The organism is Micromonospora sp. ZG13, assembly GCF_059359355.1.
In genome coordinates this window covers 1-25,563 of the sequence record NZ_JCADBQ010000015.1, presented here as the reverse complement: position 1 = coordinate 25,563, position 25,563 = coordinate 1, and the positions used below count along the sequence as shown (strand labels likewise).

Here is a 25,563-nt window from a genome sequence, read left to right as displayed (position 1 = left end):
TGGCCCGGCGGTCGCGGCGTCGAGCGTCAGCAGGCCGCACCCGGCGGAGCCGCTCGCGGCCGGTGCCGACGGTCGCCGAGGAGGCGCTGCCACCGGTCACGCCGTACGGGCCCGGACCAGGGACGCGAAGACCACCACGTTGTCGGCGTACCCGGTCTCGCCACCCACCCAGCGCCCGCCGCAGGTGATCAGGCGCAGCCGGGGGCGGCTGAAGTCCCCGAAGACCTCGTCCACCGGCAGCCGGTCCTTGCCGAAGCGCTCGACGGAGTCCACCTCGAAGACCGCCACCGAACGGTCCTGCCGGGCCACCTCGATGCGGTCGCCGTCCCGCAGGTCCCGCAGCTTGTGGAACACCGCCGGCCCGGTGCTGGTGTCGACGTGCCCGACGATCACCGAGGGCCCGTACTGCCCGGGGGTCGGGCCCTGGTCGTACCAGCCGGCCTCCTGGGCGCGGGCGGCGTCGGGCACCGCGATGCTGCCATCCGGGGCGATGCCGACCGCGTGCACGGGCGCCCGGACGTCGATCGGGTCGATGGCGATGCCGACGGGCCGGCTGGCGGGCAGCACCGGGAACTTCTTCGGCGCGGGCCGCAGTCCGGCGAGGAACCGCTCCGGCAGCACGCTCACGCCCGCGATCCGCTCCACGCCGAGCATGGTGACGATGAGCGCCATGAGCGTGGCGATCACCAGGACCGGCAGGCCCGGCCCCCGGCCGGGGGCCAGCCGCCCGCCGGCCGGAATCCGGCGGTAGCGGGGTCGGGTGGGCAGCGGACCGGCGGCCGGATCGGTGGTGGCGACGCTCGCCGACACCGCCTCCCCGGCCACCCGGCGCAGCCGGCGGGCCGTCGCGGCCGCCGCCCGGCGGGACGCCCGCAGCGCCCGCCGGGTGGTCGCCCGGACCCGGCCCGGCCCGGATCGCCTGGTACGCCTCTGGGAGCCGGCCATGGCGACGGCGGGTCAGGAACCGGACCCGGTCCGGCGACGGTTGCCGAAGAAGCCGAAGCCCACGGCCAGCGCCACCACCGCGAGACCGCCGACCATCAGCATCGAGCCGGTGCCCGAGACGCCGGCGGTGCCACCGCCCCCGGTGGCCGGGCCCTTGCTGGGCTGCTCCATGTTCAGCACCGTGAGCGTGGTGGTCGCGGTGTTCCCGTTGTCGCAGCGCAGGTCGACCGGGTAGTCGCCGGGTTCCTTGCTGCCCGGGATGGTGACCTGGCCGGTCAGGAAGCCGTTGTCCGGTCGCAGCATCACCCGTCCGAAGGCGTCGGAGCGCACGTCGGCCTGGCGGTTGTTCGCGTTGTCGCAACCGGCCCGGATGCTCACCCGGGTGCCGGCCTGCGCACTGTTGGGCACCACCTCGACGAAGGTGTTGTCTCCCGCCCACGCGGGCGCGACGGTCGTCAGGACGAACGCCGCGACCAGGCCCAACACGGTCAGGGCGCGGGTCAGGGCACGTTGGAACGTTGTGAGCACCGGCATGATCCCCCCTTCCGGTGACGATCACCGGAAATCCTCCCCCGGGCAACAGGGCCTGCTTTCCCGCTGGCCGGGGGGCAAACCCGGGGCGGGTCAGCGGGGCCGGTCGGCGGGGGGCAGGGGGGTCACGGGCTGCCACGCCAGCGGAGTGGAGAGCACCATCGTGCTGGACGGCTGGCCGTACGGGGCAAGCCGGTCGATGACCGCCTCGAAGTCGTCGATCGACCCGGCGGCCACCTTGAGCATGCTGCACGCGTCGCCGGTGATGCGGTGGATCTCCAGGATCTCGGGCCACCCCGCCACGTCCGGGTCGTGCAGGATGCACCGCGACCCGTAGCAGGACATTCGGATCAGCGCGACCACGGTGCGGCCGGCCCGGGTCAGGTCGACGTGGGCGTGGTAGCCGGTGATCACGCCCGACTCCTCCAGCCGGCGTACCCGTTCGGCCACGGCCGGCGGCGACAGGTGCACCCGGCGGGAGAGTTCGCTGAAGGAGAGCCGCGCGTCGGCCTGCAGTTCCCGCAGCAACGCCCAGTCCATGTCGTCCATGCGGCGACCTTACTTCCTCAAACCCGAAACCAGCTCATGCCTTCCGCGCCGCAGGTCAGAGGGCCTGCGTGCCGTTGATCCGGCATTCCGATCAGGGGTTCCGCCGAGAGATCATGTCGGTCATCCCGAAAACGGCCGACCGTCGGTCGTCCCGGGTGACGCAGAGCAGAGGGAGGCCAACCGGTGGAGCAGACGGAGCTGCGGGGACCCGTCCAGGCGGCGGTGCGCCCGGCGACCCCGCGGCAGCGCGCCGCCCGCGCCGCCCGCAACGGCGGCGAACCGACGCTGGAGTTCGCCGAGCGGGTGCCGTACGACGCGTACGTGCAGGCCAGCACGCTGCACCGGTTGCAGCAGCCGCTGAGCGACGACCCCGGCGAGATGTCCTTCCTGATGGTCAGCCAGATCATGGAGCTGTACTTCGGGCTGACCTGCCACGAGCTGCGCGAGACGCAGCGGCTGCTGCGGGCCGACCGGGTGTGGGACGCGCTCGCCCCGCTGCGCCGCGCCGCGCTGCACCTGGAGGGGCTGAACGCGGCCTGGAACGGGCTGCGCTGGATGACCCCGGCCGACTTCAACCGGTTCCGCAACCTGCTGGGCGAGGGCTCCGGCTTCCAGTCGGCGATGTACCGCCACCTGGAGTTCCTGCTCGGCCTCCGCGACGAGACGCTGATCCGGCCGTTCCGGCGGCAGACCGACGTGTACGCCGAACTGCGCGCCACCCTGGCGGCGCCGAGCCTCTGGGACGACGTGCTCGCCCTGCTGGCCCGGCACGGCCACGAGCTGCCGGCCGACCTGCTCGACCGGGAGTTCACCGCCGAGCACCAGCCGCACGCCGCCGTCGAGGCGGCCTGGGTACGCATCTACGCCGAGCCCGGCCCGGAGAACCACCTGCGGATGCTGGGCGAGGCGCTGACCGAGGTGGCCGAGCAGTTCGGCGACTGGCGGCAGCACCACGTCAAGGCCGTGCAGCGCACAATGGGCGCCAAGGTCGGCAGCGGCGGCTCCGCCGGACTGGCGTGGTTGCAGCGCAGCATGGCCCGGGTGGTCTTCCCCGAGCTGTGGTCGGCCCGGACAGCGATGTGACCCGAGAGCGAGACGACCCCATGACCACCCCCACATCCGATTTGTTCGGTTCCGCCGCCGGTGAGGCCGAGGCGCGCCGCCTCGACGCCGCCCATCCCGGGCACCGCCACCTGTTCCACGTGCCGCCGGCCGACGGCGGGCGCTTCCGCGACGCCGCGTACCTGGCCGGCAACTCCCTCGGCCTGCAACCCCGGGCCACCCGCGACGAACTCGCCGCCGACCTGGACGCGTGGCGCCGGCTCGGGGTCGAGGGGCACCTGGAGGCGGAGCGCCCCTGGCTGCCGTACCACGAGCTGCTGACGGCGCCGGCCGCGCGACTGGTCGGCGCCACCCCGGCGGAGGTCGTGGTGATGAACTCCCTGACCGTCAACCTGCACCTCCTGATGGTCAGCTTCTACCGGCCGGCCGGGGCGCGCACCAGGATCGTCATCGAGGACAGCACCTTCCCCTCGGACAGCTACGCCGTGCGCAGCCAGGCCCGCTTCCACGGCCTCGACCCGGACACCACGGTCGTCCGGCTGCGCCCGCGAGCCGGCGAGGACACCCTTCGCACCGAGGACGTGACCGCGTTCCTGGCCGCCGAGGGCGACACGGTGGCGCTGGTGCTGCTCGGCGGGGTCAACTACCTCACCGGCGAGCTGATGGACATCCCGGCGATCACGGCCGCCGGCCGCGCGGCGGGGGCCGTGGTCGGCTGGGACCTGGCGCACGCCGCCGGCAACGTCCCGCTCGCGCTGCACGACTGGGACGTCGACTTCGCCGCCTGGTGCTCCTACAAGTACCTGAACTCCGGGCCCGGCGCACTGGCCGGCGTCTTCGTGCACGAGCGCCACCTCGGCGACCCGGACCTGCCCCGCTTCGAGGGCTGGTGGAGCACCGAGGCGGCCACCCGGTTCGAGATGACACCCGTCTCCCGGCCGCCGGCGACCGTGGAGGCCTGGCAGATCTCCAACCCGCCGATCTTCGCGATGGGCCCGGTACGGACCTCGCTGGAGCTCTTCGACGCCGTCGGGATGCCCGCGCTGCGCGAGCGCAGCCTCCGGCTCACCGGCTACCTGGCGGGGCTGTTCGACGAGGTGACTGCGAACCGTCCGCTGACCGTGGTCACCCCGCGCGAGCCGGAGCGGCGCGGCTGCCAGCTCTCGGTGCGCATCGGCGCGGGCAGCGCGGCCGAGCTGGCCAAGCGGCTGCGGCACGAGCACGGGGTGATCGCGGACGCCCGGGAGCCGGACATCATCCGCTTCGCCCCGGTGCCGCTCTACTCCACGTTCCACGACTGCTGGCGGGCCGCCGAGGCACTGGCGGCCACGGTGGCGGAGGTGAACAACTCATGACCGAGGAACGCAACGAGATCGCGGTGGTCGGCGCGGGCCTGGCCGGCTGCCTGCTGGCCTGCTTCCTGGCCCGGCGCGGCTACCCGGTGGCGCTCTACGAGCGGCGGCCCGACCCGCGTACCGGCACCGTCGAGCGGGGACGCTCCATCAACCTGGCGCTCTCCGAGCGGGGCCTGGACGCGTTGCGCCGCATCGGGCTCGACGAGCAGGTGCTGGCGGACGGGCTGCCGATGCGCGGCCGGATGATCCACCCCGTGGACGGCGAGGCACAGTTCCAGTCGTACAGCGCCTCCGGCGACCGGGCAATCAACTCGATCAGCCGGGGCGCGCTGAACAACGCGCTGCTGGACGCGGCCACCAGCCTGCCGGGGGTGCGGGTCGCCTTCGACCACCGGCTCGTCGGGCTCGATGCGACCAGCGGCGAGATGACCTTCGAGACCCCGCAGGGCACGGTCGCGGCCGCCGCGTCGGTCGTGCTCGGCGCTGACGGCGCCGGCTCCGCGGTGCGTGGGCAGTTGCTGGCGTACGGGCTGCTGACCGAGAGCGTGGACTTCCTCGACTACGGCTACAAGGAGCTGACGATCCCGCCGCTGGGCGGGGAGTTCGCCCTCGACCCGCAGGCGCTGCACATCTGGCCGCGCGGCACCTCGATGATGATCGCGCTGCCGAACCCGGACCGCTCGTTCACCTGCACGCTCTTCTGGCCCACCCACGGCACCGCCAGTTTCGCCTCGCTGGGCAGCCCGGCGGCCATCGAGCGGCACTTCGCCGAGCACTACCCGGACCTGCCCCCGCTGGCCCCGGGCCTCGTCGACGACTACCAGCACAACCCGGTGGGCGTGCTCGGCACCGTCCGCTGCACCCCGTGGCAGGCGTACGGGAAGGTGGGCCTGCTCGGCGACGCGGCGCACGCCATCGTCCCGTTCTACGGCCAGGGCGCGAACTGCGCCTTCGAGGACGTGGTCGAGCTGGACCGCTGCCTGGACGAGTGCGCCGACGACTGGTCGGAGGCGCTGCCGCTGTTCCAGCAGCGGCGCCAGGAGAACGCCGAGGCGATCGCACAGATGGCGTTGGCGAACTTCGTGGAGATGCGGGACAAGGTCGCCTCGCCGCTGTTCCAGGCCGGCCGCAAGGTCGAGCACGCGCTGGAGCGGCTGCTGCCGGGCCGGTACGTGTCCCGCTACGAGCTGGTGTCCTTCTCGACCACCCCGTACGCCCAGGTGCGTCGCCGGGTCCGCCGCCAGCACCGGATGCTCGGGGCGGTGGCCGCCGGTGCGGCTGCGCTGCTGGCCGGGGCGGTCGGCCTCACGATCAGCCGAGGGAGGCGTCGATGACCGTGACCTGGGATCCCCGGCTGATGACCGGACGGGCGCCCGACGGCCCGGGCCTGCTGCGCAACTTCGTCGGTGGTGAGTTCGTCGAGGGTGGGCGGCGGTTCGTCAAGCGCAGTCCGGTGACGGGTGAGTCGGTGTTCGAGGTGGCCGAGGCGGATCGGGCGTGCGTGGACGACGCGGTCGCCGCCGCACGGGCGGCGCTGCGGGGGCCGTGGGGTCGGATGGGGGAGCGGGAACGCGCGGAGGTGTTGCGTCGGGTGGCTGAGGAGTTGGAGCGTCGTTTCGATGATCTGGTGACCGCTGAGGTGGCGGATACGGGTAAGTCGATCTCGCAGGCGCGCACGTTGGACATTCCGCGTGGTGCGGCGAATTTCCGGGCGTTCGCGGAGATCGTGGCGACGGCGCCGACGGAGTCGTTCACGACGGTGACGCCGTCGGGTGGGCGGGCGTTGAACTACGCCGTGCGTAAGCCGGTGGGTGTGGTGGCGGTGGTCGTGCCGTGGAACCTGCCGTTGCTGTTGCTGACGTGGAAGGTCGCCCCCGCCCTTGCCTGCGGCAATGCCGTGATCGTCAAGCCCAGTGAGGAGACGCCGGCGTCGGCGACGCTGTTGGCGGAGGTGATGGCCGCGGCGGGTGTGCCGGAGGGTGTGTTCAATCTGGTGCACGGGTTCGGTCCGGATTCGGCGGGGGAGTTTTTGACCCGGCATCCGGGGGTGGATGCGATCACGTTCACCGGTGAGTCGGCGACGGGCAGCGCGATCATGCGGGCGGCGGCTGATGGGGTGCGGCCGGTGTCGTTCGAGTTGGGTGGGAAGAACGCGGGTCTGGTGTTCGCCGACGCCGATCTGGATGCGGCGGTGGCGGGTTCGGTGCGGTCGAGTTTCACCAATGGTGGTCAGGTCTGCCTTTGCACGGAGCGGATCTACGTGCAGCGGCCTGTGTTCGAGGAGTTCACGGCGCGGTTGGCGGAGCGGGCTGGTGAGCTGTCGTTCGGGTGGCCGGCGGATGAGGCGACGGTGAACATGCCGTTGATTTCGCGTCAGCATCGGGACAAGGTGCTGGGCTATTACGACCTTGCCCGTACCGAGGGCGCGCAGGTGTTGGCCGGGGGTGGTGTGCCGGCGTTCGGTGACGCTCGTGATGGTGGTGCGTATGTGCAGCCGACGGTGTTGACGGGGTTGGGTGCGGATGCGCGGACCAATCGTGAGGAGATCTTCGGGCCGGTGGTGCATGTCGCCCCGTTCGATGATGAGGACGAGGCGTTCGCGCTGGCCAACGGCACGGAGTACGGGTTGGCGGCGGCGGTGTGGACGCGGGATGTGGGGCGGGCGCATCGGGCCGGCGCGCGATTGGATGCGGGGATCGTGTGGGTGAACACGTGGTTCCTGCGGGATCTGCGGACGCCGTTTGGTGGGGTGAAGGCGTCGGGTATCGGGCGTGAGGGTGGCGTGCATTCCCTCGATTTCTATTCCGAGTTGACCAACGTCTGCGTGGACCTGACATGAGCGGGCGTGACGAGCACATCGCTGTCGCGGCGGCGGCGAGCGGAGCGGGGAGCTGACATGAGCGTCGATTACGAGGCGGCGGCGCGGGAGCTGGTCGAGGCGCGGGAGAGCGGCAAGCCGTGCCCGCCGCTGCGGGGGCGGTTGTTGCCGGAGGGGGACGTCACGTCGGCGTACCTGGTGCAGCAGCTTCAGGTGCGGCAGTGGTTGCAGCGCGGCCACCGGCGGGTCGGTGCGAAGGTTGGCTTGACGTCGCGGGCGGTGCAGGAGAGCTTCGGTGTGTTCCAGCCGGACTTCGGCGTGCTGCTCGACGACATGGCGGTGCCGGACGGCGCGGAGGTGCCGATGGGCCGGCTGTTGCAGCCTCGGGTGGAGGCGGAGGTCGCGTTCGTGCTCGGCGCGGACCTGCCCGACGAGCGGATCACCAGCGCGGACGTGATCCGGGCGGTGGATCACGTGTTGCCGGCGATCGAGATCGTGGATTCTCGGGTGGCGGGTTGGGACATCTCGATCGTGGACACGGTGGCGGACAACGCCTCCAGTGGCCTGTTCGTGCTCGGTACCGCGCCGCGTCGGCTCGCCGACGTGGACCTGCGGTTGTGCGGGATGGTCCTGGAGGAGGCCGGTGAGCCGGTGTCGGTGGGGGCGGGTGCCGCCTGCCTGGGTAATCCGTTGCACGCGGTGCAGTGGTTGGCGCAGACGATGGCCCGCTCCGGTGATCCGCTGCGCGCGGGCGACGTGGTGCTGTCCGGGGCGCTCGGTCCGATGGTGCCGGTGACGGCCGGTGCGGCGTACGAGGCGCGTATCTCCGGCCTGGGTTCGGTGCGTACCTGCTTCTCGGCGGAGGCGTCGTGACCGTGCGGGGTGGGTCGGCGACCGTTGCGGTCTTCGGTGAGGGGGAGGCGTCGTGAGCGTCGGGGTGGCGGTGATCGGGTCGGGCAACATCGGCACCGATCTGATGATCAAGGTGCTGCGGCTGTCGGAGTCGTTGCGGATGGTGGCGATGGTGGGCATCGACCCCGATTCCGACGGGTTGGCGCGGGCGCGCAGGTTGGGTGTGGCGACGACCGCTGAGGGTGTCGACGGCTTGGTGGCGATGCCGGAGTTCGCGGATGTGGAGTTGGTGTTCGATGCGACGTCGGCGGGTGCGCATCGACGTAACGATGCGGTGCTGCGTGCGCATGGTCGGCTGGTGGTGGATTTGACGCCGGCGGCGGTCGGCCCGTATGTGGTGCCGCCGGTGAATCTGGATGAGCATCTGGGCGAGCGCAACGTGAACATGGTGACGTGTGGTGGGCAGGCGACGGTGCCGATCGTGGCGGCGGTGGGTCGGGTGACGCCGGTGGTGTACGGGGAGATCGTGGCGTCGATCGCGTCGAGGTCGGCGGGGCCGGGGACGCGGGCGAACATCGACGAGTTCACCGAGACCACGGCGCGGGCGATCGAGGTCGTCGGTGGTGCGCAGCGGGGTAAGGCGATCATCGTGTTGAACCCGGCGGACCCGCCGTTGTTGATGCGCGACACCGTGTACTGCCTGTGTGAGGACGCGGACGCGGATCGGGCGGCGATCGCCGCCTCCGTAAAGGAGATGGTGGCGTCGGTGCAGGAGTACGTGCCCGGTTATCGGTTGAAGCAGGACGTGCAGTTCGACCCGGTGGATGCGTATGTGCCGTCGTTGGGTCGACATCTGCGCGGGTTGCAGGTGTCGGTGTTCCTGGAGGTCTCCGGCGCCGGGCACTATCTGCCGGCGTACGCGGGGAATCTGGACATCATGACGTCGGCGGCGCTGCGTACGGCCGAGCGGCTGGTGGCGGTGCGCTCCGAGGCTGCTTCGGGGGTGCTGTCGTGACCGATCTGTACATCCAGGACGTGACGTTGCGCGATGGCATGCACGCCGTCGCCCACCGGTACACGGTGGAGCAGGTTCGCACGATCGCCGCGGCGTTGGATGCGGCGGGGGTGGCGGCGATCGAGGTCGCCCATGGTGACGGTCTTGCGGGTTCGAGTGTGAACTACGGTCATGGTGCGGCCAGTGACGCCGAGTGGATTTCGGCGGCGGCCGAGGTGATGACCTCGGCGAAGCTGACGACTCTGCTGTTGCCGGGTATCGGCACGATCGCGGATCTGAAGGCGGCGAAGGCCCTCGGAGTGACGAGTGTGCGCATCGCCACCCACTGCACGGAGGCCGACATCTCGGCGCAGCACATCGCGTGGGCGCGGGAGAACGGCATGGACGTCTCCGGGTTCCTGATGATGTCGCACATGAACGACCCGGCCGGGTTGGCGGGGCAGGCGAAGTTGATGGAGTCGTACGGGGCGCACTGTGTCTACGTCACCGACTCCGGCGGCCGGCTACTCATGTCGGACGTGGCCGAGCGGGTGGATGCGTACCGTCAGGTGTTGGCGCCGACCACGCAGATCGGTATCCACGCCCACCACAACCTGTCCCTCGGCGTGGCCAACAGCGTGGTCGCGGTCGAACACGGCCGTATCGCCGGCGACGGTCCGCTGGGCTCGCCGTCGGGGCGCACGGTGCGGGTGGACGCGTCGCTGGCCGGGCAGGGTGCGGGGGCGGGTAACGCGCCGTTGGAGGTGTTCGTGGCCGTCGCGGAGTTGCACGGGTGGGAGCATGGCTGTGACGTGTTCGCGTTGATGGACGCCGCCGACGACATTGTGCGTCCGTTGCAGGACCGGCCGGTGCAGGTCGACCGGGAGACCCTGTCTCTCGGCTACGCCGGGGTGTATTCCAGTTTCCTGCGGCATGCGGAGCGGGCCTCGGACAAGTACGGCGTGGACGTGCGCTCGATCCTGGTCGAGCTGGGCCGCCGCCGCATGGTCGGCGGGCAGGAAGACATGATCGTGGACGTGGCACTGGACCTCGCCGGCAAGGAGACATCATGATCGGCCCGGACACCGCCGGTATCGCCGAGCGGTTGGGCGTGGCGGCCGACACCGCCACCGCGATCCCGCAGTTGGCCGCCGAGACCGGTCTGGACGTGGATGCGGCGTACGCGGTGCAGACCGCGTTGATCCAGCGTCGCCTCGACCGGGGTGAGCGTGCGGTGGGGTTGAAGATGGGCCTGACCAGCAAGGCGAAGATGGCGCAGGTCGGCGTGGACGAGGTCATCTGGGGCCGGCTCACCGACACCATGCGCATCCCCGACGGCGGCACCCTCGACCCCACCAGCTTCATCCACCCCCGCGTCGAGCCCGAAGTGGCGTTCCTGCTCGACCGCCTCCCCGAACCCGGCGAGCCCGTCGGCGACTTCACCGACGCGGTCCGGGCGGTCGCCCCCGCGATCGAGGTCATCGACTCCCGCTACGCCAACTTCAGCTTCTCCCTGCCCGACGTCATCGCCGACAACACCTCCGCCGCCGCGTTCGTCGTCGGCGCCTGGTCGCCGGTCCCGGACGGCCTGGACAACCTGGGTGTGCTGCTGGAGATCGACGGACGCGTCGCGCAGGTCGGCTCCACCGCCGCGATCCTCGGCGACCCCCGCCGCGCCCTCGACGAAGGCATCCGCCTCGCCGGCCGCCACGGCGTACGGCTGCGCGAAGGCTGGGTGTTCCTCGCCGGCGCCGCCACCGCCGCCGTGCCCCTCAAACCCGGCGCTCACGTCCGCGCCGTCGTCGAACACCTCGGCACCGCCTCACTGCGGGCGTCGGAATGAGCGCGCAGGCGCACGTCGTCGCCGGCAAGGCCACACCCCGCGGCGCGTTCCCGCACGTCAAGGTCGCCGGCGGATTCGTCTTCGTCTCCGGCACCTCCAGCCGCCGACCCGACAACACCTTCGCCGGCGTGCAGGTCGACGAGTTCGGCACCACCAACCTCGACATCCGCGCACAGACCAGGGCTGTCATCGACAACATCGCCGACCTGCTGCGGACGGTCGGCGCCGACCTGAACGACCTCGTGCAGGTCACCACCTACCTCGTCAACATGAACGACTTCGGCGGCTACAACCAGGTCTGGGCCGAATACTTCGACGCCACCGGACCCACCCGCACCACCGTCGCCGTGCACCAGCTACCCCACCCGCACCTGCTCATCGAAATCCAGGCCGTGGCCCTTCTTCCGTCAGGAGGTCAGTCGTGAGTGAGATCGCGGAGCCGTTCAGCTTTCCGGGCTGGATCGCGGAGAACCAGCACCTGCTCAAGCCGCCGGTCGGCAACAAGGAGATGTTCCCGGGCGGGGACGACTTCATCGTGATGGTGGTGGGCGGCCCCAACCAGCGCACCGACTTCCACGTCGACCCGTACGAGGAGTTCTTCTACCAGGTCAAGGGCAACATGCACATCAACCTGATGCTCCCGGAGGGGCCGCGTACGGTGCACGTGCGCGAGGGTCAGATGTGGATGCTGCCGCGCAACACCCCGCACTCGCCGCAGCGCCCCGAGGCCGGTTCGATCGGCGTGGTCGTGGAGCGGGTCCGCGAGGAGGGCACGCTGGAGAAGTTCCAGTGGTACTGCGCCGAGTGCGGGCACAAGGTGCACGAGGTCGAGTTGCAGGTCCGGGACATCGCCGCCGACCTGCCTCCGGTCTTCGCGGCGTTCTACGCCGACGAGGCCGCGCGTACCTGCGCGAACTGCGGCGCGCTGCACCCGGGCAAGGGCTGATGCGCGGTCCCGGGCAGGCCCGGCCGCCGGTGGTCGACGTGCACACGCACGTCGTACCGAAGGGGTGGCCGGACCTCGGCGCGGCGTGCGGCGGGTCCGACTGGCCCCGGCTGCGGGTCGACTCCGAGCGGGCCGCCATGATCATGGTGGGGGAGACGGAGTTCCGCCCGGTCGGGGCGGAGTGCTGGGACGCGCCGACCCGGCTCGGCGACATGGACGCCGACGGCGTGGACGTGCAGGTCGTCTCGCCCACCCCGGTCTTCTTCAGCTACGACCGCCCCGCCGAGCAGGCGGTGAAGGTGGCGCGGATCTTCAACGATCTGACCCTGGAGGTCACCGCCGCCGGTGGCGACCGGCTGGTGCCGTTCTGTCAGGTGCCGTTGCAGGACCCGGAGGCGGCCTGCGCCGAGCTGGACCGCTGCCTCGCGGCCGGGCACGCCGGGGTGGAGATCGGCAACCACGTCGGCGACCGCGACCTGGACGACGCCGGGATCGTGGAGTTCCTGACGCACTGCGCCGAGGTGGGCGCACCGGTCTTCGTCCATCCGTGGGACATGCCGGGCGGCCCCCGGCTGGACCGGTGGATGGCCCGCTGGCTCGCCGGGATGCCCGCCGAGACGCACCTGTCGGTGCTGGCGCTGATCCTCGGCGGCGTCTTCGACCGGGTGCCCGACACGCTGCGGATCTGCTTCGCGCACGGCGGCGGCAGCTTCCCGTTCTGGCTGGGCCGGGCCGACAACGCCTGGCACCGCCGTGGCGACCTGGTACGTGGTGCCTCCACCGCCCCGCCCAGCTCGTACGTCGACCGGTTCTGCGTCGACTCGGTGGTCTTCTCCGCGCCTGCGCTGCGGCTGCTGGTCGACACCATGGGTGCCGAGCGGGTGCTCGTGGGCAGCGACTACCCGTACCCGTTGGGGGAGCGGCCGGTCGGCCGGGTGGTACGCGAGGCGGACTTCCTCACCGGGGAACAGCGCGCCCTGCTGCTGGGCGGCAACGCGCTGCGGTTCCTCGGCACCCGCTCCTGAGCCCGCGTCCGGGCGACGCGGTCCCCGAAGGGCCCCGCCGCCCGGCGGGTGGAATCCGGAGCCGTCGCGGCCCCCAGTGCGCGCGACGGCTCCGGAGCTGTGGGTTCAGGAGTGCGGGCAGGTGTCCCGGTACTCCTCGATCGCCGTGCCCCGGGGGGCCGGGCAGAGGAACTGCTCGTAGCGGGTGTCGTCGTCGACGAACCGCTTGAGCCAGGAGATGCTGTACTTCGCCACCGTCACGTTGGACGAGGTGGGCGCCGAGTGGCTGGCCGCGTTCAGCTCCAGGTACGCCTTGTCGAGCGTGGCCGGCAGGCTGGTGTAGAACGGCTCCGAGTGCGACGAGACCGGGGCCACCGTGTCGTTCTCGGCCCCGATGACCAGGGTCGGTACACGTACCGTCGACCAGCTCTTCTGGGTGTGCCAGCCGGTCAGCGGGATCGCCGCCTGCAACGCGGGCCGCGTGCTGGCCGCCGACAGGCTGCCCCCGCCGCCCATCGAGTGGCCCATCACGGCGAGCCGGTTCCGGTCGATGCGGGTGCGGACGGTGCTCGTGTTGGTCAGGTAGTCCAGGGCGGCCAGCAGTTGGGTTCCCCGGCTGGCCGGCTGGTCGTACACGGACCGGGTGTCGATGGTGATGACGACGAAGCCCTGCGAGGCCAGGCGGGGGCCGAGCCACGCGACGGAGGTCTGACGCGCGGTGAAGCCGGGGGAGATGGCGACCGCGCCGAAGGTGCCCTCGGCGGTGCTGGTCGGGTAGTAGATCGTCCCGCCGCCGAAGCCGCTGACGCTGCTGGCGGCGACGGTGGTCTGCGCGGTGGCGAACGGGCCGCGGGTGGCCTCGATGCTCGCCACGGTGGGCGCCGGACCCCGCTCGTACGGGTTGGCGGCGAGCGGCGCGGCCGTGGGCAGGTCCTGGGCGCCGGCCGGTGCGGCGGGTGTGACGGTCAGGCTCGCGCCGACCAGGGCGAGGGCCAGCAGCGGCCGGGTGGCGCGCGAGGACCAGCGACGGCGGGGGACGGGGTGCAGAGCGGGTAGGGGTTGCACGGCGACGCTCCCTGCGGGGGTGGGGGTCGGTGGCGGCGGTGCGGGGGGCCACCGGGTGGACGGTGATCGCCATCGATCGGGTCCATCCTGCGGGCCGGGTGCCGGTGGGCGGTCATCCCGATGTGGTCATGTCAGGGGGATATGGCGCGCGTCGCACCGTGGGCCGGCCGTGTCGTACGGCACAGTGGCGGCCGGGCGGGCAGGATGAGGGGATGGTTGAGCCGCACGACCTGACGGCGCTGGAGCAGGCCGCCGCGATCGCCCGCGGCGAGCTGTCGAGCGTCGAGCTGGTCGAGCACCACCTGACCCGGGTCGACGCGCTCGGCGACACCGTCGGCGCGTTCGTCACGGTCACCGGCGAGCGGGCCCGCGCGGCGGCCCGTGCCGCCGACGCCGTACCGGCCGACAAGCGCGGCCCGTTGCACGGCGTGCCGACCGCGATCAAGGACCTCACCCTCACCGCCGGGGTGCGCACCACGTTCGGCTCGGCGGCGTTCGCCGACTTCGTGCCGCCGGTGGACGCCGACGTGGTCCGGTTCATGGCGCAGGCCGGGCTGGTGAGCCTGGGCAAGACCACGACCTCCGAGCTGGGCTGCTCGCTCTACTCCGAAGGGCTGGTCGCGCCGCCGGCCCGCAACCCGTGGGGCCTGGCGTACACCGCCGGCGGCTCCAGCGGAGGGGCGGCGGCGGCCGTCGCGGCCGGGCTGGTCCCGGTCGCCCAGGGCTCCGACGGCGGCGGCTCGCTGCGCATCCCCGCGTCGCTGTGCGGCCTTGTCGGCTACAAGCCGAGCCGGGGCCTGGTCTCCGGCGGGCCGGTGGGCTCCGGCGCCTACGGCCTGCCGACCAACGGGCCGATCGGGCGTACGGTCGCCGACGTGGCGGCACTGCTCGACGTGCTGGCCCGGCCGGTGCCCGGCGAGCCCTACCTGGCGCCCGCCCCGCCCGAGGGCGGCTGGCTCGGCGCGGCCCGGCGGGCCGACCCGGGGCGGCTGCGGGTCGGACGGTTCACCGCCCCGATGCTCGCCGACGAGCCGGTGCACCCCGACTGCCTCGCCGCCGTGGACCGGGCCGCGGCGCTGCTCACCGCCGCCGGCCACGAGGTGGTCGACGTCCCCGCGCCCCTCGGGCCCGCCGTGTGGCCGCTGTTCGAGATCGTCTGGTACGTGCTGGCGCTCGCGCCCGTGCCGCCCGAGCGGGAGGCCGACCTGCTGCCGCTGACCCGCCACCTGCGCGCCCGGGGCGCGGAGATCTCCGCCGGCACCCTCACCGCCACGCTCGGCGAACTCCAGGCGCAGGTACGCCTCGGCGTACGCCGTACCGCCGGCTGCGACCTGCTGCTCTGCCCCACCCTCGCCGCGCCGCAGGCGCCGCTGGGCTGGTTCGCCTCCGGTGGCGACCCGGCCGAAGACTTCGACCGGCAACGCCGGTTCTCGCCGTACTGCGCGGTCTTCAACGTCACGGGTGATCCGTCGGTTTCGCTGCCGGTGGGTGTCACCGCCGAGGGGCTGCCCGTGGGGGTCCTACTGACTGGCCGGTACGGCGACGACGCGAGGTTGATCGCCACGGCTGCGCAACTGGAGCACTCCAGTGGCGGATGGGATCGCCACCCCGCAATCTGGTGGGCCGTGGGCTCCGCTAACGTGAATGGCAGCGGTGTCGGGCGGTCGGCGCCATGATCGTCCACCCGACCCGGATCCTTGAGGTCTCTTCTTCCGCCTGGGGGCGTTGGGATTGTCTGTAACCGAGACGTTGCTGGTCTTCGTCGGCATCCCGGCGGCCGCGGTGCTGGTGATCGCCGGTCTGGCGTACGCCGGTAACCGTGGTGGCGGCGGTGGCGGCGCGAAGCGCTACCGACCGGGCCGGCGCTTCGACTTCACTCCGGTCTGGTTCCTGGGCCGGCCGGAGCAGCTGGCCGACTCGGCCGGCACCGCCCTGGCAGCGGGCGCGCAGGCGCCGGCGCTGACCAGCCACAAGCTCGAGCGGGCCGGCGTCGAGGCGCCGGCCGGTGGAACCGGAGGCGCAAGTGACCGTTGGTGAGAAGCAGGCCGGGACTCCGCCCGAGGTGCTGGACGGGCCGTTCTCGACCCGCCAGCTGCTGCGCATCGACGAGGCCCTGCGCCTGGCCGACCAGGGCACCGGTCTGGTCTTCTCGGTCTTCGTCGGCGGCCTCGACGAGCCGATCCGGGAGCACGCCGAGCGGCTGCACCGCCAGCTCGCCGAGCCCGACCGGTCGGTCCTGATCGCGGTGTCGCCCAACCAGCGGCAGCTGGAGATCGTCACCGGCCGGCACGCCCGCAAGCGCATCCCCGACACGTACGCCCGGCTCGCCGCGCTCTCCATGGTGGCGGCGTTCGGCGGCGGCGACCTGGCCGGCGGCATCATCAACGGCCTCGACCAGCTCGCCAGCCACGCCGGCAAGGGCTGACCGACCCGAGCCCACCCGACGTCCAACGGTGAAGCCCGGTCCGCTGTGCGGGCCGGGCTTCACCGTGTCGGGCGTACGTCAGGCGCCGCGGGCGTCCCGCTCGCGGGCCCGCAGGGCGCGCACGACGCCGTCGCGGCCCTCAGCCACCAGCCGGCGCAGCGACGCCGGGTGGCCGTCGCCGGCAAGCCAGGCGTCGGTGGCCGCCACCGTCTCCTCGTCCACCAGGAACATCGGGTACGCCAGCTGCGCGAACTCCTGCGCCGGCTCGCTGTCCCGGCTGCCCCAGACCTGGCCGACCACGGCGAAGTACTTCTCCCGGTAGGACGCGGTCAGCTCCGTCTGGGCCGGGTGGGTGAAGCCCTGCAACAGCGCCCGGTTGCGCCAGTTCGGCAGCGCCTCCGGGCCGGTCAGCTCGGCCCAGACGGCGGCCTTGTTCTCCGCCGTCGGCACCAGCGCGTGCGCGTACGCGGCCTCCCGCTCGCCGCTGGCCGTCCGGTCCCCGGCCAGCTCGGCCTCGATCTCGGCGGTGCCGGCCGCGCCGTTGGCGACCAGGGCGTCCAGCACGGCCCAGCGCAGCTCGGTGTCGATGGACAGGCCGGCCGGCACGTCGTTGCCGGCCAGCCAGCCGCGCAGGGCGGCGAGGTCCTCGGCCGAGCGGGCCGCCTGGGCGTAGGCGCGGGCCCAGGTGAGCTGGAAGCCGCTGCCCGCCTCCGCCGCCGCCAGCGCCGTACGCGCGGTGCGCGCCAGCTCCGCCCAGCCGGTCGGCGCCCAGGCCGGGTCGGCGTAGTAGGTGAGCGTCGTGTTGGCCTGGCGCAGGGCCGCGTTGACCAGGTTGATGTCGGTCTCGGCCGGCAGCCCCGCCAGCACCAGCGCCACGTAGTCGCGGGCGGCCAGCTCGGCGTCGCGGGTCATGTCCCAGGCGGCGGTCCAGCACAGCGCGCGGGCCAGCGACGACTCGAAGCCGGCGATGTGCTGCACGACGGTGGCCATCGAGCGCTCGTCGAGGCGCAGCTTGGTGTAGGTGAGGTCGTCGTCGTTGAGCAGCAGCACGTCGGCGGCGGGCACGCCGCGCAGCGCGGACACCTCGGTGCGGTCGCCGGTGACGTCGACCTCGTGACGCTCGCGGCGGACCAGCCGGCCGTCCGTCAGGTCGTAGAGGCCGACCCCGATCCGGTGGGTCCGCAGCGTCGGGTGCCCGGCGGGCGCCTCCTGGAGCACGACCACCTGCTCGTAGGTGCCGTCCGCGCCGATCGTCAGCTCCGGGCGCAGGGTGTTGACCTGCGCCGTCTCCAGCCACTGGGCGGCGAACTTGCGCAGCTCCCGGCCGGAGGCCGTCTCCAGCTCGGAGAGCAGGTCGTCGAAGGTGGCGTTGCCCCAGGCGTGCTTGGCGAAGTAGGCCCGCAGCCCGGCCAGGAACGGCTCCTCGCCGACGTACGCGACGAGCTGCTTGAGCACGCTCGCGCCCTTGGCGTAGGTGATGCCGTCGAAGTTGACCTCGACCGCCTCCAGGTCCGGCATCTCGCAGTAGACCGGGTGGGTGGAGGAGAGCTGGTCCTGGCGGTAGCCCCAGTTCTTGCGGATGGACAGGAACGTCGTCCAGGCCTCGGTGAAGCGGGTGGCGTGGGTGTTGCACCAGTGGCTGGCCCACTCGGCGAACGACTCGTTGAGCCACAGGTCGTTCCACCAGCGCATGGTGACCAGGTCACCGAACCACATGTGCGCCAGCTCGTGCAGGATCGTGTTGGCCCGCTGCTCGTACTCGTAGTCGGTCACCTGCGAGCGGAAGAGGTAGTGCGCCTCGGCGTGCGTGACGCAGCCGAAGTTCTCCATCGCGCCGGCGTTGAAGTCGGGCACCCACAGCTGGTCGTACTTGGGCAGCGGGTAGCGCACGCCGAACTGCTCGTGGAAGAAGTCGAAGCCCTGCTTGGTGACCAGGAAGAGGTCGTCCGAGTCGAGGTGCGGCGCCATCGAGGCCCGGCAGAACGCGCCCAGGTCGATGCCGTCGTGGCTGTCGCGCACCTCGTGGTACGGCCCGGCGCACAGGGCGGTGATGTAGGTGCTCATCCGCACCGAGGTGGCGAAGTGGACCGTCTTCAGGCCCTCGCCCGCCGCCTCCTCCCGCTCCACCGGCATGTTGGAGACCACCTTCCAGTGCTCCGGGACGGTGGCGTGCCAGGTGTAGACGCTCTTCAGGTCGGGCTGGTCGAAGCAGGCGTAGACCCGCTGGGCGTCGGCCGTCTCGAACTGGCTGTAGAGGTAGGTCTCACCGTCGACGGGGTCGACGCTGCGGTGCAGCCCCTGCCCGCTGTTCGAGTACGCGAAGTCCGCCTCGACGACGAGCGTGTTGTCGCTGTCCAGTCCCGACAGGGTCAGGCCCTTCTCGGCCGACCAGTCGCCCAGGTCCACCGGGGCGCCGTTGAGCGTGGCGGAGCGTACGGAGTCGGCGGCCAGCTCGATGAAGGTGCTCGCGCCGGGCTCCGTGCACCGGAACCGGACCTCGGTCCTCGAACGGAAGGTGCGGGCCTCGGCCGCCCGTACGGCGGACGAGAGGTCCAGACTGATGTCGTATCCGGTCACGTCGAGCAGGCGGGCCCGCTCGGTGGCCTCGACCTGCGTCAGGTTGCGCACTCCCGGCACTTTCGTCTCCATCCCGTCTCGCAGCACGCCCCGTTGGCGCCGTGATCGGCCGCTCGTGACGGCCGGATTCGAGTCTTCCATGCATGAACACCCCTTGGTGGGCGAGGTCACGCTCTCATTCCGCTGTCGGTCGATACCCGCCGGGGTGAAGATCGCAGGAGGCGCCGGGAGGCCGGCGCACCCCGTTTCGAAGGGACCAGCCGTGAGCGAGCGTGCCGCCGTAGACATGTTCTTCGACCCCCTCTGCCCGTGGGCGTGGATCACCTCCCGTTGGCTGCTGGAGGTGGAGAAGGTCCGGGACGTGGACGTCCGGTTCCGCGTGATGAGCCTGTCGGTGCTCAACGAGGGCCGGGACCTGCCCGAGGAGTACCAGGAGCTGATGCGGACCGGCTGGGGCCCGGTGCGGGTCTGCATAGCGGTGGAGCAGCGGTACGGCCAGGACGCCGTCCGGAAGCTCTACACCGCGCTCGGCACCCGGATCCACCTCGGGCGGGAGAAGTTCACGCGGGAGCTGTTCGTGGCCGCGCTGACCGACGTCGGGCTCGACCCGGCGCTGGCCGACGTCGCCGAGGGCAGCGACCACGACGAGGCGCTGCGGGCCAGCCATGAGGCCGGCATGCGCCCGGTCGGCACCGACGTCGGCACCCCGGTGATCCACGCTCCGGGTCCCGACGGCGGCACGGTCGCCTTCTTCGGCCCGGTGATCACCCCGGCGCCCAAGGGCGAGGCCGCCGGCCGGCTCTGGGACGGCGTCCTGCTCGTCGCCGCCACCCCCGGCTTCTACGAGCTCAAGCGCTCCCGGGACCTCGACCCGATCTTCGACTGACCGCCCTCCCGCCGACCCGAGGGGCCCGGCGCCGGAATCCCGGCCCGGACCCCTCGCCGGGCCACGGAACGACGGTGAGCAGGGGCGGGAAGGGTGTGCGGGGCGTCACCGGGACGGCGGCGGGATCGTTGGCCCCGGTGTCCGCCGCAGCGACCCGCAGGGCCGCACCCCGCAGCTCGTGGAGGCAAAACCGATGGCCAAGCACCGTGTGCCCGGTGACGATCCGTCGACCCGGGAGGGGGTGACCGAGCGCCCGGACACGGCGTACTGGTCGGTCGACGACTCCCGCTGGCCGACGCTCCGTCCCGACCTTCCCGCCCACATGGTGGACCTGCTCGCCCCGCCGATCGTGGTCGGCGTCGCCCGCGTGCCGGCCACCTCCCGGCTGACCCCGCCGGCCGGGCGCCGGCCCGTCGCGGCGCCCGACCGGCCCGTGTCGCCGGCGGAGCACCGGCCCGTCCTGCCCGCCGACCGGTCCGTGGCGCCCGTCCTGCCCGCCGAGCATCGGCCGGTGCCGGCGGCGTCGGCCGGGTCCCGCAGGATCGTTCCCGCCGGGCCGGGTGTGCCGGGCCGGCGACCGGCGGGCGCTCCCACGCCGGGCGGTCGGCACCGCCGGGCGGCGGGACAGCCCGACCGCACCGCCTGAACCCGGCGCCCGCCCGGTAGCTCTTTCATCTGGTGGACCACGCGTGGGTCCCGCGCCGGCGGGACCCGCGCCGCCGGTAGCGTCTTCGCACATGACGGTCGTGCATCCGATCGCCCGGGCCTGGATCACCACTGGCGGCACCGGCGCGCAGAACTACGACGAGTTCGCCGACGACGCGGAGATCACCGCGATCATCGAGGCGAACCCGCACAGTGCCCTCGGCATCGAGATGCCGCATCGGGCGCCGGAGAGCCTGGGCAAGTCCTTCCTCGACGCCTTGCCGGACGCGGTGACCCGGCTCGCCGAGGCGAAGGCCGACGGCAGCTACACCCCGGCCGAGCAGGTCGTGGTCCTCTACCGGATCAGCGCGCCGGGGGAGGAGAACGCGTACGGGCTCTTCGCCATGGTCGACACCGACCAGATCTCCACCCGCGCCGACGAGCCCGGTCTGGTCATCCGCAACGAGGACGTCTTCATCGCGAAGGTGCGGGAGCGGGTGGCCCTCGCCGAGGCGCTGGGCCACCTGCTGTCGCCCGTACTCCTGCTCCAGACCGGGCGCGGCGACGAGCTGCACGCCGCCCTGGCGGCGGCGACCGACGCGGCCGGCGCGCCGGCGGCGACCGACACCGACCAGGCGGGGCGCACCCACGCCATCTGGCTGCTCGGCCCGGGCCCGCGCCAGGACGAGCTGACCGCCCTGGCGGGCGGCGGCGAGCTGGTCGTGGCCGACGGCAACCACCGCAGCCTCGCCGCCCAGACCGGCGGGCTGCCGCGCTTCCTGTCGGTGATCACGACCCCGGCGTCGGTGGCGATTCAGCCCTACAACCGGCTGGTCAGCGAGCTGCCCACCACCGCCGACGACCTGCTCGCCAGGCTGCGCGCCGCTGGCGCGCGGATCAGCCCGATCGACGGCCCGGTCGAGGTCCCGGCGGCCGGCGGCACCGTGCACCTGCGCCTCGCCGGCCAGGGGTACGCGGTCACCCTGCCGCACGTCGGCGACAACCGGCTGGAGAACCTGGACCACGCCCTGGTCGAGCGGCTGCTGCTGCGCGACGCGCTCGGGCTCGACCCGGGCGACAAGCGGATCACCTACGTTGGCGGCGACTACCCGGCGAGCTGGCTGACCGGCGAGGTCGACGGGGGGCGGGCCGAGCTGGCGGTGCTGGTGGCACCGGTGACGGTGGACGACTTCGTCGCGGTCAACCTGGCGCGGGAGAAGATGCCGCGCAAGAGCACCTGGTTCACCCCGAAGGCGCGCGGCGGCCTGGTGGTCGCCGAGCTGTCCCGCTGACCCTGTGACGAATCCGCCTCCGGGGCGCCGCCCGCGCGCCGCCCCGGAGACGGGCCTGACAGACTGCGCGGTATGCGCGTCTACCTGGGATCCGACCACGCCGGTTTCGAGTTGAAGGTGCACCTGGTCAACCACCTGACCAAGGAGGGGTACGACGTGGTCGACGTCGGCCCGCACGCCTTCGACCCGGACGACGACTACCCGGCCTTCTGCCTGCACACCGGCGACCGGGTGGTGGCTGACGGCGGCAGCCTCGGGGTGGTCATCGGCGGCTCGGGCAACGGCGAGCAGATCGCCGCGAACAAGGTGGCCGGCGTCCGGGCGGCCCTCGCCTGGAGCATCGACACCGCCCAGCTGGCCCGCGAGCACAACGACGCGAACGTCGTGGCGGTCGGCGCCCGTCAGCACACGCTGGACGAGGCGACCGCCATCGTCGAGGCGTTCCTGACCACCCCGTTCTCGGGCAACGAGCGGCACGCCCGCCGGATCGCCCAGGTGGCCGACTACGAGGGCACCCGCCAGCTCCCCACGCTGCCCTGACCGCCCGACCGGCCGTCCCGGCGCCCGGGTGACTCCGGGCGCCGCCAGGCTGGTGGATCCGGGACGGTTCGTGGCCCCGAGGGACCGGTTCCGCCACGGTCCACCGTCGCGGTTTCCACGACGATCCGCCGTCAGCGGCGGGGGAGGTCCTCGCGGGGCGTCCAGTTGCGGCGGATGATCACCACGCGTTCCTCGGCCGCGGCCAGGTCCTCGTCCGTGGGGCGGGCGGCGTCGCGGGCCCGCATCGCGGCGGTCACGCTCACCTGGGAGGAGCCGGGGCCGACGAGACCCCGCAGGCCGCGGTCGCCCTCGTCGCCCGGCCCGCTGCGGCGGGCACGCGGCGGCTCGGGGCCGTCGTGCACCCCGGCGGTCGTCGCGTTCGGGCCGCCGGCCCCGCCCGTGTCACCGGTCGGGTGCCGCAGCCGGCGCCGACGGCGCTCCGTGTCCCCCATCAGCCGACCGTACCGCCCCGGCCCGATCCGCGCCGCCTCGCGCGTCCGCCGTCGGTCGAGCGGTGGCCCTCCTCCGGAAGGCGCGGTGGGGAGCGGGTGGCGCGGTGGGGGCGTGTGGCGAGGCGGGTGGGCGGTGACCTCGGTCACGGCCCACGGCCCTGAGCCCGGCGCCAGGCCCGGCCGGTCCGTGCACCGGGGCCGGCGGTTCGGGTGCCGTGCCCCGGTGCGGCCTCGGCGCCCGGTTTGCCGGCTGGCTACCCTCGGAACGGACGGCGGCCGGTGGTCGCCGTCGGTCCAGGGGAGGACGAGATGGTCGACCAGACGCAGCCGTGGGCCGAGCGGACCGTCGAGGTGCCGCCGCAGCCCGGTGCCGGGGTGCCGCCGCAGCGCGACGGGTTCCAGCGGGGGGTGGCCTCGGTCGGGCAGTCCCGTACGTCGCGCACGGAGCCGTTCCCCGTCGTCGAGCACGAGCCGACGGGCACGGGCTGGCCGGACGCGCCGGCCCCGCGACGGCCGCTGAGCTGGCACGTCGAGCAGTTGAAGCGCGGCGGCGAGTGGAGTGCCGCCGGCGCGCTCTTCGCCTTCGTCTGCTGGGGGATCTGGGCCATCTCGGGCGGCGGCGATCTCGCCGGCCCGTTCCTGATCTTCCTGCTGAGCCTGCTGGTGGCCGCCGGCCTGTTCGCGTTGGCCCGCCTGCTCGGTCGGGTGGTGCTGGAGCGGCAGTTGGGCCGGGTGCGGCGCAGCGCGCGCGGGGCGCACCTGGTGACGGCGGTCTTCCTGGCCGGTCTCGGGATCGCCTACCTCCAGCAGACCGAGTGGGTGGTGTCGGCCTGGAACTGGATCAGCAACAACTGACCGTACGCCCGGGCGGGCCGGCCTGCGCCGCCCGCCCGCGCGTCCGGTCGCGGGGTCTCGCGACCTCCGGTCGTTCCACCAGGTCGCGGGCTGCTTACCCGGCCGGACGCGGTTCATCCGTGCCCGGCCGGGGCTGATCCGCAGCTCAGTGCTTCCCGCCGTGGCCCTCCGCGTCCGCCTTCGGGGAGGCCACCCGGGCCTCCGGGTCCTCGACGCCGGGCTCCCCGCCGTCCGGGGCCACCATTCCGTCGTAGTTGTAGACCGTGCCGTCCTCGCCGTGCTGCTTGGTGGTCCGGACGTAGCGGTGCATCATGCCGTCGATCTCCACCTCGACGAGGGCGTCGCCGCCCGTGTCGATGGTGCTGCCGTCGCGGGGGCCGCCAACGAGGTGTGCCTTCGTGTTCGTGTCCATGCCAAGGCCGTACCCGGGCGGTCCCGGTGCAAAACGGGCGGCGTCCGGTCGGGCGGTCGGATTCCGTCGGGCCACGGTATGACCGACGCGGGATGGGTCGGGCCATTGCCAGTCATCGATGCGTATCCATAGGCTCCCGCCATCGGTTTCCGGCGCACCGTCTCGGCGCGCCGCGAGGGTTCGGGAGGCTCCCATGGTCCGTTGGCGCACACTCGTCGGCCGGTTGGCCGCCGCGTTGGTGGCGGTCACCGCCGGCTCGTTCGTCCTGGCCGTTCCGGCCTCCGCCAAGCCCGGGCCCGAGGTGACCCCGTACGTCGTCGGCGGGACGCTGGCCGCGCAGGGGGAGTTCCCGTTCATGGTGCGGCTCTCCATGGGCTGCGGCGGTTCGCTCTACAGCCCGCGCCTGGTGCTGACCGCCGCGCACTGCGTCGGCGGGACCGGTACGAACACCAGCATCACCGCCACCCTCGGCGTGGTGGACCTCCAGTCGTCGAGCCGGATCCAGGTGCGCTCGAACTACGTCTACCGGGCGCCCGGCTACAACGGCAACGGCAAGGACTGGGCCCTCATCCGGCTGGCCACGCCGGTCACCACGCTCCCGACGCTGAAGATCGCCACCAGCACCGCGTACGACAACGGCACCTTCACGGTCGCCGGCTGGGGCGCCACCCGCGAGGGCGGCGCGCAGCAGCGCTACCTGCGCAAGGCCACCGTGCCGTTCGTCAGTGACGCGACCTGCAACTCCTACTACGGCGGTCAGATCATCGCGAGCGAGGAGATCTGCGCCGGCTACGCCAGCGGCGGCATCGACACCTGCCAGGGTGACTCGGGCGGCCCGATGTTCCGGCGGGACGCGAGCAACGCCTGGATCCAGGTCGGCATCGTGAGCTGGGGCAACGGCTGCGCCCGGCCCTCCTACCCCGGCGTCTACACCCAGGTGAGCACCTTCGCCCCGGCGATCGCCTCGGCGGCGGCGAGCCTCGGCGGCTGAACCGCGACGCCCCCGGGGGCCCGGCCGGCTCGTGCGGCCGGGCCCCCACGCGCGCGTGCTCCGCCTGGCTCCCGCCTGTGCGCCCGCCCGCTCGCCGGGGCGTGCTGCTGGACCGATTTGTCGCCCGGGCCCGCGGGGCCGGTTCTTCCACTGTTACCGGGTGATGGACGCGCGCTGATTACGTTCAGTTCGCGCTCGCGCACTAAGGGGAGTGGCGACGACATCGCCGAGGACGAGGTGCGGATGGCTCTGGCCAACCCGCCCGGCATGCGTCTCGCGGCGTGAGTCGCCTCCATCCGTAGGCCCACTGAGGAGGACCCGGTGACTGTTCAGTTGCGCACGCTCGTCGACGTGGCGCGCAGGCACGCGGCTCAGCAGCCGGACGCCGTCGCGATCATCTGCGAGGGCCGGCGTGTCGACTACGCGACCCTGCATCGTGTCAGTAATCAGGTGGCGCGTGGTCTCCAGGCGGCGGGGTTGCGTCCTGGTGACCGTATCGCCTGGTTGGGCAGGGAGTCCGAGCA

At 72.7% G+C, this 25,563-nt stretch carries 28 protein-coding genes; 21 read left to right on the top strand and 7 right to left on the bottom strand.

Annotation, left to right across the window (positions count from 1 at the left end; all coding sequences use genetic code 11):
• Nucleotides 1-96: 96 nt before the first annotated feature.
• The 3 genes from AC5L34_RS24155 to AC5L34_RS24145 form a co-directional block, all read right to left on the bottom strand.
• Entirely contained in the window at nt 97-945 is an 849-nt protein-coding gene (locus AC5L34_RS24155; protein WP_441177023.1) for a class F sortase, read from the bottom strand.
• Nucleotides 946-957: 12 nt separating this feature from the next.
• Entirely contained in the window at nt 958-1,479 is a 522-nt protein-coding gene (locus AC5L34_RS24150; RefSeq protein ID WP_441177022.1) for a hypothetical protein, read from the bottom strand.
• A 90-nt stretch (nt 1,480-1,569) separates the two neighbouring features.
• Nucleotides 1,570-2,025, bottom strand: a complete 456-nt coding sequence (locus AC5L34_RS24145) for an Lrp/AsnC family transcriptional regulator (RefSeq protein ID WP_441177021.1) — start codon at nt 2,023-2,025, stop codon at nt 1,570-1,572.
• A gap of 183 nt (nt 2,026-2,208) precedes the next feature.
• Here AC5L34_RS24145 and AC5L34_RS24140 point away from each other — a divergent pair, with 183 nt between their 5' ends.
• From AC5L34_RS24140 to AC5L34_RS24090, 11 genes are read left to right on the top strand one after another with little or no spacing between them, the layout of a single operon-like run.
• Nucleotides 2,209-3,108: a tryptophan 2,3-dioxygenase gene (locus AC5L34_RS24140; RefSeq protein ID WP_494827098.1), complete on the top strand. Its 900-nt coding sequence runs from the start codon at nt 2,209-2,211 to the stop codon at nt 3,106-3,108.
• Nucleotides 3,109-3,128: 20 nt separating this feature from the next.
• The gene (gene kynU, locus AC5L34_RS24135) at nt 3,129-4,442 is read left to right on the top strand and encodes a kynureninase (protein WP_494827096.1); all 1,314 of its coding nucleotides are present in this window, start codon (nt 3,129-3,131) and stop codon (nt 4,440-4,442) included.
• Nucleotides 4,439-5,776 (top strand): FAD-dependent oxidoreductase, encoded by a 1,338-nt coding sequence (locus AC5L34_RS24130; protein WP_441177018.1) that lies wholly within the window; start codon nt 4,439-4,441, stop codon nt 5,774-5,776. The genes kynU and AC5L34_RS24130 overlap by 4 nt, the downstream gene beginning before the upstream one ends.
• 23 nt (nt 5,777-5,799) lie before the next feature.
• On the top strand, nt 5,800-7,281 hold the full coding sequence (locus tag AC5L34_RS24125; protein WP_494827155.1) for a 2-hydroxymuconic semialdehyde dehydrogenase: 1,482 nt from the start codon (nt 5,800-5,802) through the stop codon (nt 7,279-7,281).
• 57 nt (nt 7,282-7,338) lie between these two features.
• Nucleotides 7,339-8,133 carry a 2-keto-4-pentenoate hydratase gene (locus AC5L34_RS24120; RefSeq protein WP_494827094.1) on the top strand — a complete coding sequence of 265 codons (795 nt, stop codon included), beginning with the start codon at nt 7,339-7,341 and terminating at the stop codon, nt 8,131-8,133.
• A gap of 52 nt (nt 8,134-8,185) precedes the next feature.
• Nucleotides 8,186-9,127: an acetaldehyde dehydrogenase (acetylating) gene (locus tag AC5L34_RS24115; protein ID WP_494827092.1), complete on the top strand. Its 942-nt coding sequence runs from the start codon at nt 8,186-8,188 to the stop codon at nt 9,125-9,127.
• Nucleotides 9,124-10,179, top strand: a complete 1,056-nt coding sequence (gene dmpG / locus AC5L34_RS24110; protein ID WP_494827090.1) for a 4-hydroxy-2-oxovalerate aldolase — start codon at nt 9,124-9,126, stop codon at nt 10,177-10,179. The genes AC5L34_RS24115 and dmpG overlap by 4 nt, the downstream gene beginning before the upstream one ends.
• Nucleotides 10,176-10,949: a 2-keto-4-pentenoate hydratase gene (locus AC5L34_RS24105; protein WP_494827088.1), complete on the top strand. Its 774-nt coding sequence runs from the start codon at nt 10,176-10,178 to the stop codon at nt 10,947-10,949. Before dmpG ends, AC5L34_RS24105 begins: the two co-directional genes overlap by 4 nt.
• Nucleotides 10,946-11,374, top strand: a complete 429-nt coding sequence (locus tag AC5L34_RS24100) for a RidA family protein (RefSeq protein WP_494827087.1) — start codon at nt 10,946-10,948, stop codon at nt 11,372-11,374. The genes AC5L34_RS24105 and AC5L34_RS24100 overlap by 4 nt, the downstream gene beginning before the upstream one ends.
• Nucleotides 11,371-11,895, top strand: a complete 525-nt coding sequence (locus AC5L34_RS24095) for a 3-hydroxyanthranilate 3,4-dioxygenase (protein ID WP_088998797.1) — start codon at nt 11,371-11,373, stop codon at nt 11,893-11,895. Before AC5L34_RS24100 ends, AC5L34_RS24095 begins: the two co-directional genes overlap by 4 nt.
• Nucleotides 11,895-12,920, top strand: coding sequence for an amidohydrolase family protein (locus tag AC5L34_RS24090; protein WP_441177013.1), 1,026 nt, complete (start codon nt 11,895-11,897; stop codon nt 12,918-12,920). The genes AC5L34_RS24095 and AC5L34_RS24090 overlap by 1 nt, the downstream gene beginning before the upstream one ends.
• Before the next feature lie 105 nt (nt 12,921-13,025).
• On the opposite strand, the gene AC5L34_RS24085 is transcribed toward AC5L34_RS24090, so the two are convergent.
• Nucleotides 13,026-13,964: a poly(ethylene terephthalate) hydrolase family protein gene (locus AC5L34_RS24085; protein WP_441177012.1), complete on the bottom strand. Its 939-nt coding sequence runs from the start codon at nt 13,962-13,964 to the stop codon at nt 13,026-13,028.
• Nucleotides 13,965-14,176: 212 nt separating this feature from the next.
• Here AC5L34_RS24085 and AC5L34_RS24080 point away from each other — a divergent pair, with 212 nt between their 5' ends.
• From AC5L34_RS24080 to AC5L34_RS24070, 3 genes are read left to right on the top strand one after another with little or no spacing between them, the layout of a single operon-like run.
• Nucleotides 14,177-15,640: an amidase gene (locus AC5L34_RS24080; protein ID WP_494827086.1), complete on the top strand. Its 1,464-nt coding sequence runs from the start codon at nt 14,177-14,179 to the stop codon at nt 15,638-15,640.
• Nucleotides 15,641-15,689: 49 nt separating this feature from the next.
• Nucleotides 15,690-16,001 (top strand): aa3-type cytochrome oxidase subunit CtaJ, encoded by a 312-nt coding sequence (gene ctaJ / locus AC5L34_RS24075; protein WP_435832544.1) that lies wholly within the window; start codon nt 15,690-15,692, stop codon nt 15,999-16,001.
• On the top strand, nt 15,988-16,389 hold the full coding sequence (locus AC5L34_RS24070) for a DUF5130 family protein (protein WP_088998801.1): 402 nt from the start codon (nt 15,988-15,990) through the stop codon (nt 16,387-16,389). The genes ctaJ and AC5L34_RS24070 overlap by 14 nt, the downstream gene beginning before the upstream one ends.
• Before the next feature lie 78 nt (nt 16,390-16,467).
• On the opposite strand, the gene pepN is transcribed toward AC5L34_RS24070, so the two are convergent.
• Nucleotides 16,468-19,017, bottom strand: coding sequence for an aminopeptidase N (gene pepN, locus AC5L34_RS24065; RefSeq protein ID WP_494827154.1), 2,550 nt, complete (start codon nt 19,015-19,017; stop codon nt 16,468-16,470).
• Nucleotides 19,018-19,228: 211 nt separating this feature from the next.
• Between pepN and AC5L34_RS24060 the strand changes: the two genes are divergently transcribed.
• From AC5L34_RS24060 to AC5L34_RS24045, 4 genes are all read left to right on the top strand, one after another.
• A complete protein-coding gene (locus AC5L34_RS24060) occupies nt 19,229-19,852 on the top strand; it encodes a mycothiol-dependent nitroreductase Rv2466c family protein (protein ID WP_441177010.1) in 624 nt (207 codons plus the stop codon).
• A 193-nt stretch (nt 19,853-20,045) separates the two neighbouring features.
• Nucleotides 20,046-20,498, top strand: a complete 453-nt coding sequence (locus tag AC5L34_RS24055) for a hypothetical protein (protein ID WP_441177009.1) — start codon at nt 20,046-20,048, stop codon at nt 20,496-20,498.
• Nucleotides 20,499-20,589: 91 nt separating this feature from the next.
• Nucleotides 20,590-21,789, top strand: a complete 1,200-nt coding sequence (locus tag AC5L34_RS24050; protein WP_494827085.1) for a DUF1015 family protein — start codon at nt 20,590-20,592, stop codon at nt 21,787-21,789.
• 72 nt (nt 21,790-21,861) lie between these two features.
• The gene (locus AC5L34_RS24045; protein ID WP_441177007.1) at nt 21,862-22,329 is read left to right on the top strand and encodes a ribose-5-phosphate isomerase; all 468 of its coding nucleotides are present in this window, start codon (nt 21,862-21,864) and stop codon (nt 22,327-22,329) included.
• A gap of 131 nt (nt 22,330-22,460) precedes the next feature.
• Here AC5L34_RS24045 and AC5L34_RS24040 read toward each other — a convergent pair whose 3' ends face one another.
• On the bottom strand, nt 22,461-22,781 hold the full coding sequence (locus AC5L34_RS24040) for a hypothetical protein (protein ID WP_088998807.1): 321 nt from the start codon (nt 22,779-22,781) through the stop codon (nt 22,461-22,463).
• A gap of 309 nt (nt 22,782-23,090) precedes the next feature.
• Between AC5L34_RS24040 and AC5L34_RS24035 the strand changes: the two genes are divergently transcribed.
• Nucleotides 23,091-23,636 (top strand): hypothetical protein, encoded by a 546-nt coding sequence (locus AC5L34_RS24035; RefSeq protein WP_441177006.1) that lies wholly within the window; start codon nt 23,091-23,093, stop codon nt 23,634-23,636.
• A 145-nt stretch (nt 23,637-23,781) separates the two neighbouring features.
• Here AC5L34_RS24035 and AC5L34_RS24030 read toward each other — a convergent pair whose 3' ends face one another.
• Nucleotides 23,782-24,048 (bottom strand): hypothetical protein, encoded by a 267-nt coding sequence (locus AC5L34_RS24030; protein WP_441177005.1) that lies wholly within the window; start codon nt 24,046-24,048, stop codon nt 23,782-23,784.
• Nucleotides 24,049-24,241: 193 nt separating this feature from the next.
• On the opposite strand from AC5L34_RS24030, the gene AC5L34_RS24025 reads away from it, so the two are divergent.
• Nucleotides 24,242-25,039: a S1 family peptidase gene (locus AC5L34_RS24025; protein WP_441177004.1), complete on the top strand. Its 798-nt coding sequence runs from the start codon at nt 24,242-24,244 to the stop codon at nt 25,037-25,039.
• A gap of 321 nt (nt 25,040-25,360) precedes the next feature.
• Nucleotides 25,361-25,563: AMP-binding protein (locus AC5L34_RS24020; RefSeq protein ID WP_494827084.1), on the top strand; the 203-nt coding region annotated here is incomplete at its 3' end.

Coding starts and splice junctions, on each gene's coding strand:
- kynU (WP_494827096.1), top strand. CDS start 3,129: ATGACCACCCCCACATCCGATTTGTTCGGTTCCGCCGCCGGTGAGGCC.
- AC5L34_RS24155 (WP_441177023.1), bottom strand. CDS start 945: ATGGCCGGCTCCCAGAGGCGTACCAGGCGATCCGGGCCGGGCCGGGTC.
- AC5L34_RS24120 (WP_494827094.1), top strand. CDS start 7,339: ATGAGCGTCGATTACGAGGCGGCGGCGCGGGAGCTGGTCGAGGCGCGG.
- AC5L34_RS24025 (WP_441177004.1), top strand. CDS start 24,242: ATGGTCCGTTGGCGCACACTCGTCGGCCGGTTGGCCGCCGCGTTGGTG.
- AC5L34_RS24145 (WP_441177021.1), bottom strand. CDS start 2,025: ATGGACGACATGGACTGGGCGTTGCTGCGGGAACTGCAGGCCGACGCG.
- AC5L34_RS24105 (WP_494827088.1), top strand. CDS start 10,176: ATGATCGGCCCGGACACCGCCGGTATCGCCGAGCGGTTGGGCGTGGCG.
- AC5L34_RS24040 (WP_088998807.1), bottom strand. CDS start 22,781: ATGGGGGACACGGAGCGCCGTCGGCGCCGGCTGCGGCACCCGACCGGT.
- AC5L34_RS24090 (WP_441177013.1), top strand. CDS start 11,895: ATGCGCGGTCCCGGGCAGGCCCGGCCGCCGGTGGTCGACGTGCACACG.
- AC5L34_RS24125 (WP_494827155.1), top strand. CDS start 5,800: ATGACCGGACGGGCGCCCGACGGCCCGGGCCTGCTGCGCAACTTCGTC.
- AC5L34_RS24055 (WP_441177009.1), top strand. CDS start 20,046: ATGGCCAAGCACCGTGTGCCCGGTGACGATCCGTCGACCCGGGAGGGG.
- AC5L34_RS24150 (WP_441177022.1), bottom strand. CDS start 1,479: ATGCCGGTGCTCACAACGTTCCAACGTGCCCTGACCCGCGCCCTGACC.
- AC5L34_RS24080 (WP_494827086.1), top strand. CDS start 14,177: ATGGTTGAGCCGCACGACCTGACGGCGCTGGAGCAGGCCGCCGCGATC.
- AC5L34_RS24030 (WP_441177005.1), bottom strand. CDS start 24,048: ATGGACACGAACACGAAGGCACACCTCGTTGGCGGCCCCCGCGACGGC.
- AC5L34_RS24130 (WP_441177018.1), top strand. CDS start 4,439: ATGACCGAGGAACGCAACGAGATCGCGGTGGTCGGCGCGGGCCTGGCC.
- AC5L34_RS24035 (WP_441177006.1), top strand. CDS start 23,091: ATGGTCGACCAGACGCAGCCGTGGGCCGAGCGGACCGTCGAGGTGCCG.
- AC5L34_RS24050 (WP_494827085.1), top strand. CDS start 20,590: ATGACGGTCGTGCATCCGATCGCCCGGGCCTGGATCACCACTGGCGGC.
- AC5L34_RS24100 (WP_494827087.1), top strand. CDS start 10,946: ATGAGCGCGCAGGCGCACGTCGTCGCCGGCAAGGCCACACCCCGCGGC.
- AC5L34_RS24045 (WP_441177007.1), top strand. CDS start 21,862: ATGCGCGTCTACCTGGGATCCGACCACGCCGGTTTCGAGTTGAAGGTG.